Source organism: Protofrankia sp. Cj5, from assembly GCF_917627405.1.
Taxonomy (GTDB): domain Bacteria; phylum Actinomycetota; class Actinomycetes; order Frankiales; family Frankiaceae; genus Protofrankia.
The window spans coordinates 3,670-11,555 of sequence record NZ_CAKJTO010000132.1 but is presented as its reverse complement, the minus strand read 5'-3'; the positions used below and the strand labels follow the sequence as shown (position 1 = coordinate 11,555).

Here is a 7,886-nt window from a genome sequence, read left to right as displayed (position 1 = left end):
ACCGCCACCTGACCCACCGTCGCCCCCAGCTGCCCGGCCGGGCTCACCGGCCATTGTGAACACTCACTCGCGGATGACCGATCCATCACGGCGTGTACCGGGGTTGTTCCGTGGGAACACACCGGGCATGACTTTTGGACCAACCAGGACGCCGACCGCCAAGCGGGACGGAACCATCAGCCTGGTCTGCGGGATCGCCGGTCTGTTCTTCCTCGGGATCGCCCTCGGCATCGCGGCGATCGTCTTCGGCGTGCGTGGCAGGCGCGGTGGCGGCGGCGGGCAGGCAACAGCCGGGTTCGTCCTCGGCGTCATCGACATCGTACTGTGGGTCATCGGCCTGGCCGCCTGGCACGCGAACGCCTACGTCTGGTACTGATCATCAAAGGCGGTGTAATCATGGCTCTCCGTGCCATTCAGCACCCCGGCCGGCTGGACACCGTTCCCGCCGACCGCCGCTGCCGCGGCGGCTGCTACCACGACCAGCACGACCAGCGCAACGGACGACTCGGACAAAACCGGAGACGACCTGGACAAAACCAGACCGCGGCACGGCACAATACTGGTACCGATACCGTTCTCCGTACACGCACCACCGCGGGCCCTCCGCCGCGACGAGATCCGCGACGCGGGGCCGAGGGCCGCACGACAGAAATAGATCGGGACAGGCGTGGCTTCATCTTCGGTGAAGCCACCTGACGGATTCTGCGAGGAGGTCTCCACCGGTGCTCGACCCGAGTGCGCTGTACGAGATCGCTGACGATCTGCCCGAGCTGGGTCGGCCCGTGCTGGTGGAGGCGCTGACAGGTGTCGTCGACGCGGGCGGGGCGGTCCGCCTTGCCAGCCAGCACCTGCTGAGCGCCCTCGAGCACCGGCTCATCGTGACCTTCGATGTGGACCAGCTGCTTGACTACCGCTCCCGCCGACCATCCATGATCTTCGTTGAGGACCACTGGGAGCACTACGAGGAGCCGGTGCTCGGCCTGCATGTGCTCAACGACAGCGCCGGCACCTCGTTCCTGCTGCTGTGCGGCCCAGAACCCGACCTGCAGTGGATGCGGTTCACCACCGCGGTGCGCGGCGTCGCGGCGCTCCTGGGCGTCCAGGTCACCGTGGGCCTCAACGCGATCCCGATGGCTGTGCCGCACACCCGCCCCTGCGGGATCACCGCCCACGCCACCCGACCGGATCTGGTCACCGGGTACGAGCCCTGGCTGCGGCGGGTACAGGTCCCCGGCACCGCCGGCCATCTGCTGGAATACGAGTTGGGACGGGAAGGCCGCGACGCGATGGGCTTCGCCGCCCATGTCCCGCACTATCTCTCCCAAACCGACTATCCGGCGGCGACCGAGGCGCTGCTCACCGCGGTGTCCAAGGCGACCGGCCTGCTGCTGCCGCTAGACGGGCTGCGCGCGGCGTCGGCCGCGGTCCACGACAACGTCAACCGGCAGCTGGAAGAGGGCGCCGAAGCCGCCGCGCTCGTCCGGGCGCTCGAAGAGCAATACGACGCGTTCATGCGCGGCCGGGAGGGCTCGAACCTGCCCACGGCCACGACCGACTCCCTGCCGACCGCGGACGAGCTCGGCGCCGCGCTGGAACGCTTTCTGGCCGAGCAGACCGAGCCCGGTGGCCCACCCACACCGTGATCCGGCCCCACGTCCGGACATGATCCGGCCCCGCCTCCGGACATCGTGATCCGGGCCGGCTCAACCACTCGATCGTCCCGTGCCCGCGGTCCGGGCCATCGTCAGCGCCATCTCGCGTAACCGTCGCCAGTCCATCGGCGGCTTCGCCACGGGGACACCGGGACGGGCTCGCGGCACCCGGACCCGCAGGGCCCCCGGCCGGACGACGCAGCGTACCGGTGTGGACAGCGACAGCGCCTCGCCGTCGACAGCAATCTGGATGCTCGGCTCGGCCGCGTCGACAACGACCTCGGCCGCGGTGCGTACCTCGAGACCATCCCCGTGCCTGCCGCGCAGCAGCCCCGCGGCCTGTGCCGCGTTCTCGACGGTGACACCGAGAATGCCGAGGACCCCGCTGTCCAGCCGCACGCGTCGCCCCAGACCGGCGATGTCACCCGTGCCGTATGGATTGTTGCTCACCAGCACCGCCCGTGCCCCGTCGAGGGTGAGCCCCTCGGCACGGACCGCCAGGTACGGGCCAGCGTGCCCGGCCAGCAGGTCGGGGAGCATGTCGAGGAGGGTCTGGACCTTGTCACCGCGATAGGCGGGACTGTGCACCACAGCCCCGTAGGCGCCGAAGGACACGTTGTTGACAAAGGGCCGTCCGCCGACGAATCCGAGGTCGACGCGCAGTTCGACGCCGTCGGTGAGCGCGTTCAGGCAGGTCGACGGGTCGTCCCGGTCCAGGCCGAGGTCCAGCGCGAAGTGGTTGCGGGTGCCGGCCGCGATGACCATGAAGGGGAGGCCGTATCCAGCCGCGACGCCGGCTACGAGTGCCTGCGTTCCGTCGCCGCCGGCCACGCCGAGCAGGTCCGCCCCACGGCTCACCGCCGCGCGCGCTAGTTCGACCACGTCAGCTTTGCCTGACACGTCCATCATGACCACGTCGGCGCCCAGCTCTTCGGCCCGCTCCGCCAGGTTGTACTTCGCCACCTTTCCGCCGCCGGCGTGCGGATTCATGATTATGACGGGATGCTCGGGCGCGGGTGCCTCGTGTTCGGCGGCCGCGGACCGGGGGATTCCCGCCCGCCTTGTGTCCCGGGCGAGCGCGACGCGGCCGGTCGAGACCGCCAGCGCCCACAGCGCCGACGACACCAGCACCACCCAGATGAGACCGACCCACGCGTAGAGAACCATGACCGCCACCGGCACCGCGACCACCAGCAGGAGCGACAGCAGCCTCCGCACGCCACGGGTGGTCAGCAACCACCAGATGCCCGCGGCGGTCACCGCCAGCGCAACAAGCGCGACTCCCACCAACAGCACGCTCGCGATACGGGCAAAACCCACCAGCACCGCGGCCGCGGCAGCCGCGGCTGCCAAAGCGACCCGCGCGAGCCACCGCTGGGCCCTGGTCGCGGAGCTGGCCGAGCCGCCCGGCGGTACGCTCACCGGGCGGGCACAGCTACGGCATGACCACTGGAGCTCCCGATCCGTCCCGTCTTCGTCGTCACGCATCCTTTCTGCCCACTTGCGGGCCGGCTCTCCCCCGGCCTGGCGCGGGTGGACGGGTCGGCTGCCAGACAGCCCCACGGGAAGGAGCCTCCCCTACCGTCTCCGCCCGCACCACCACCACCAGCCGGGGCCGCCTCGGTACACGCCCCGGTGGAGCTTTAGAGCGCCCGGCAATAGGGGACGCGGCGTCGCGGGGCTGGGGCACGCACCTCGCTGCGTTGTCGTCGGTCGACACCCCAAAGACCAGGGTGACTCCCTCCTCCGCCTTGCGATGCACGCACCCCAGCCCCGCTCCTTGATCCACGCCCCTATTGCCGGGCGCTCTTATGAATGCCCGCTGTGGTAGATGTCGATCCGCTCCGCGGCATTGATCGATGACTTGGCCGGCGGCAGGAACCCGAGCTGGACGATCTGGCGCGGGGTGAGCGTATCCAGGAGCCAGTCGGCGGCCACCCGCGTTCTGTTGGTCAGGCAGGGAAGCGCCCACAGGTGGTAGCCCCGGGTCACCGCCGCGGCGGCCACCCCGGACAACGGGATTCCGAGCGGATCAGCCACGGCGGCGGTGCCGCCGAGGTCGACGACGAAACCGAGATTGCGATGCCGGTAGGGCTTCGCCGTTCCGTGACCAAGCGAGGCCGCGACATTACGCGCGGCAACGGCACCCTGCCGGACGGCGTGCTGGGCGGTCTGCCCCGCCGGCTGGCAGCCCCGGGTCACGTCAGGCACGGCCGCGGCGTCTCCCAGCGCGAACACATCCGCGGCAGCAGCCACCTGGAACCGGGCATCCACCACCAGGCGGCCATGCTGGGTCGGCAGGCCCAACGTGGAGATCAGCGGGCTGGGAGCCACCCCGGCGCACCAGACAAGGGTGTGGGTCGCGACGCTCTCACCGTCGATGAACCGGACGCACCCAGCGCCCGCCTCCGAGATGGACGTTCGCAGCCGCACGTCGACCCCGCGGCCGGCAAGGACCCGGGCCGCCCGCCTGCTGAGCGCCTCGCCCAGCTCGGGCAGCACCCGAGGCGCCAGATCGGTGAGAATCCAGCGGATGTCCCGCTCGGTCAGGCGTGGATACTGGCCCACCGCTCGCCTGGTGAACCGCACCATCTGCGCGGCAAGCTCGGTCCCGGTGTACCCGGCGCCGACGATCACGAAGGTGCACCGGGCCCGGCGCACCACCGGATCCTCGCATGCGTCGGCGTACTCGAACTGGCGGAGCACGTGGTCGCGCAGGTAGACGGCTTCCGCGAGGTTCTTCAGGCCAAGCGCGTGATCGGTCAGACCCGGGATATCGACGGTGCGGGTCACCGCGCCGGGTGCCAGCACAAGGCGGTCCCAGCGCAGCTGTGCATGTACGGCGTTGGGTTGACGGACAGTGATCGTGCGGCCCCGGAAGTCGACTTTCACCACGTGACCGAGCGCAAGCGTGGTACGCCGCAGCGCCGCCCGGACGGAGACCGCCAGGTGGCGCGGCTCCGCCTCGCTGGTGGCCACCTGCGGCAACAGTGACGTGTAGAGAAGATGGTCGACCGGGGAGACGACGATAAGCTCGGCGGCATCCGGGGGCAGCAGCCGTTCCAGGTGTCGCAGCACGGAGAACCCGGCGAAGCCACTGCCGACCACGACGACCCGGGGCAGCGCCCTCGGGCTCCCCAAGCTCTCCGGGCGCCGGGCGCCGGCCGCGGGGCTGGGCACCGCGGCGTTGTCGCCCCGCCGGGTACGGACGTTGTCAAGCCAGCTCGAGAACACCTTGTCGGGCACGATCCACCTCCAACGAGTCGGGAACGAGCCGACCGCAGTCGTCTCCCGCGACTCGTTCCAGGTACGGCAACCGGTAAACCACGACCTCATCTCCATGTCAGCACGACAGTGACGTCAGCTCTGCATCGGCCGGGAACACGGCGGCCGCCTCCGCCGAGCTGGGTGAATCGGGGTCGTAGCCCTGTTGAACGTTCGGCAAACCGGAGCCGCAGCCGCCCATCAGCCGATATGCCACCTGTTACGGTGACCGAACCGTCACGCTGACCTAACAGCACATACGGGATCGGGGTAAAATATGGGGGATTGGCTAAACGCCCAAAACATCATAGCTGTGCTCACCGCGCTGCTCGGTCTCGTGGTGTCCATCGGCGCAATCTGGTATGAGCGCCGGGTGCCGCATCGCAGACGCATCGGCTATCGCGTACAGATGGATACTCCCATCGGCAACGACAACCGTAACCAGGGCCAGGTAGGCGTACGATTCGGCCGGTTCAACGACATGTCCGACGCAACCCTCGTCCTCCTCCGCATTGAAAACGACGGCGCGGAGAGCATCGCCGGCACCGACTACACCGGCCTCGACGTCCACGGCCTCACCGCCGTCTTCACCGACCGCGTCGTCGAGGGCGTCGCGGTCACCCAGTCCGACGCCGAACACCTGATGGACCACTTCGCCCCGGCGGGGGGTATGCGCTTCGACCGCAACACGATCTATCTCCCCCGCGTCCCGCTCAACCACGGCCAGCACTACAAACTGCTGGTGCTGCTCACCGGTGGTGGCGTCGGCAGCGGCATCCGAGTCACCGGCGGGATCCGCAACGGCGTGGTGGAGCTCAACCGGAGTATCACGGTCGACGACAAGCCGCCCCTGTTCAGCAGGCCCGCCCGCTTGATCACCATTCTGCTCTCCCTCTTCCTCGTCACGCTGGCGGGCATCATCGTCATGCCCAGGGACCTGCCGCCGCCCATCGGCTGTGCCCCGGGCGAGCTTGCCCTCACCGGTTCCACCGCCTTCGCGCCGGTCGTGCGGGAAGCCGCCAAAAGGTACGAGTCAAGCTGCCCGGGTACTAAGATCACGATGGATGCGCACGGCAGCGAGAAAGGCGTGCGGGAGCTGGCGGAGCTGGGCAGTGAGTCCAAGAACGGCCATCCGGCCCTGGTCGCCTTCTCCGACGGGCACAAGCCGGACGGCTACCCACAGCTCCAGGAGGAGCGTGTCGCTGTCTCCGCCTACGCCCTCGTGGTGAATGACCAGCTACCGATCAAAACCCTGACAATCGATGAGATACGGAAGATCTACCACGGTGATTTCCTCAACTGGAAGGAGCTCAACGGCCCTGACCTCCCTATCCTGCTCATAAGCCGGGATGCCAGCTCCGGCACGCGTGACCTGTTCCGGCGGCACATCCTCGACGGGATCAGCGAGCCGGCCTTCACCTCCCTGGACTGCAAGAACAAGAACTCCCCTCAGGACAAGGTCATCCGCTGCGAACTCGACAGCACGGGAGCGGTGTTGAAAACCGTGGCCGCACTGCCGGGCGCCATCGGTTACAGCGAACTGCAGGCTGCCACTACCTTCCCGGGCCTGCACACGCTGCGCATCGACAGCCAGGCGCCGTCAGCCAAGCCCGTCGGTAACAGTAGCTACCCCTTCGTGGAGATCGAGTACGCTTATACCTACGGCCCGTCACCCGCCGGTTCTCTCATCTCCAATTTCCTGAACTATCTGATGAGAGGCGGCGGCCAGGACGTGATGGGGGCCTTTGGGCAGCTACCGTGCTACAGCCCGGAGGGCTTCAGCAAATGCCAGGAGTGACTCCGCCATGACCGGCGGCCATCGGGCCAGGACGTCGGACAGCCGGAGCCTGGCTACCCCCAGCACTCGCACCGCTGAATAGCTACGGATGATGACCTTGACATCATCTTGCACAGGCGGTTCGGTGTCCGTAACCGTCCGTGGACGTCCAGAAGCCCGACCCTCGGTGCGCCTCCGCGGGGATCCGCACATCCGTGAACGAGCCGATCGGCCGCGAGGTGGGCAACCGGACCCCGATCCTCTATGATACGGATCATGGCTCTGACCTGCGGCGTTGCACTACCGGCGGACCGCTGCGGAACAGGCCTCGGATCGACGCCAGAAACCGCCTGTGACCTGCGCGTTTATCTTCGGGTCACTGATCATCCCTAGAGGGATTGAAACTCCGCTCCGGGACCGCCAGCAGGTGGGCCACGAGCCGTCGCTGATCATCCCTAGAGGGATTGAAACAGCAGCCGGCCGACCAGGCGGGGGTCGGGCTGGGAGGTCACTGATCATCCCTAGAGGGATTGAAACGCGGGCAGGCCGAACGCGTGTTCGAGCTCGGCGCCGAGCGCGGGTCACTGATCATCCCTAGAGGGATTGAAACGCTGTCCGGGGCGCTCCGGGGCGCCGGAGTCGAGATCGTCACTGATCATCCCTAGAGGGATTGAAACGTCGTCAGCGGCATCCACTTTGCCAACTGCTTCACAGTCACTGATCATCCCTAGAGGGATTGAAACCACAGCGGCCCGTCAAGGGCGCTCGACACGAAGACCGGTCACTGATCATCCCTAGAGGGATTGAAACCCGGTCTTGGTGGTGGTGCACATAGTCGTGGGGTGTCACTGATCATCCCTAGAGGGATTGAAACTGCGGAGCCAGGTGGCCAGCTTGCGGGCTTCGTCCTCGAGTCACTGATCATCCCTAGAGGGATTGAAACGGCCTCCAGCCCCATTTCCCGCGTCCGCGCGCACGCGTCACTGATCATCCCTAGAGGGATTGAAACTGCTGATCGCCCAAGTCCAAACGGACAAGATCGATCGTCACTGATCATCCCTAGAGGGATTGAAACAGCTTGCGTGGGCCCCGGCGCCTTTTGTCCATGGCCGTCACTGATCATCCCTAGAGGGATTGAAACACCTCCTCTCTGGGTCGCCTCAAGCGCGGTGAGTCCGTCACTGATCATCCCT

Annotated in this window: 6 protein-coding genes and 1 CRISPR repeat array; of the genes, 3 read left to right on the top strand and 3 right to left on the bottom strand. The window is 67.6% G+C overall.

From position 1 onward, the window contains the following. A partial coding sequence (locus MJ777_RS20240) for a hypothetical protein (RefSeq protein ID WP_239377460.1) occupies nucleotides 1-376 on the top strand: 376 nt, incomplete at its 5' end. Here MJ777_RS20240 and MJ777_RS20235 read toward each other — a convergent pair. Next, nucleotides 361-513, bottom strand: a complete 153-nt coding sequence (locus MJ777_RS20235; protein WP_239310645.1) for a hypothetical protein — start codon at nucleotides 511-513, stop codon at nucleotides 361-363. The two genes, MJ777_RS20240 and MJ777_RS20235, sit on opposite strands and share 16 nt — an antisense overlap. Nucleotides 514-722: 209 nt before the next feature. Between MJ777_RS20235 and MJ777_RS20230 the strand changes: the two genes are divergently transcribed. Continuing rightward, nucleotides 723-1,643, top strand: coding sequence for a PAC2 family protein (locus MJ777_RS20230; protein WP_239346212.1), 921 nt, complete (start codon nucleotides 723-725; stop codon nucleotides 1,641-1,643). A 60-nt stretch (nucleotides 1,644-1,703) separates the two neighbouring features. Here the strand turns inward: MJ777_RS20230 and MJ777_RS20225 are convergent, their stop codons facing one another. Beyond that, entirely contained in the window at nucleotides 1,704-3,140 is a 1,437-nt protein-coding gene (locus MJ777_RS20225) for a diacylglycerol kinase family protein (RefSeq protein WP_239377459.1), read from the bottom strand. A 321-nt stretch (nucleotides 3,141-3,461) separates the two neighbouring features. Next, on the bottom strand, nucleotides 3,462-4,832 hold the full coding sequence (locus MJ777_RS20220; protein ID WP_239377461.1) for an NAD(P)/FAD-dependent oxidoreductase: 1,371 nt from the start codon (nucleotides 4,830-4,832) through the stop codon (nucleotides 3,462-3,464). Nucleotides 4,833-5,193: 361 nt separating this feature from the next. Between MJ777_RS20220 and MJ777_RS20215 the strand changes: the two genes are divergently transcribed. Then, nucleotides 5,194-6,714 (top strand): substrate-binding domain-containing protein, encoded by a 1,521-nt coding sequence (locus MJ777_RS20215; protein ID WP_239377458.1) that lies wholly within the window; start codon nucleotides 5,194-5,196, stop codon nucleotides 6,712-6,714. A 354-nt stretch (nucleotides 6,715-7,068) separates the two neighbouring features. After that, a CRISPR array of direct repeats spans nucleotides 7,069-7,834; the repeat unit is 30 nt; unit sequence GTCACTGATCATCCCTAGAGGGATTGAAAC. Between the last annotated feature and the right edge of the window lie 52 nt (nucleotides 7,835-7,886).

Coding starts and splice junctions, on each gene's coding strand:
- MJ777_RS20225 (WP_239377459.1), bottom strand. CDS start 3,140: ATGCGTGACGACGAAGACGGGACGGATCGGGAGCTCCAGTGGTCATGC.
- MJ777_RS20215 (WP_239377458.1), top strand. CDS start 5,194: ATGGGGGATTGGCTAAACGCCCAAAACATCATAGCTGTGCTCACCGCG.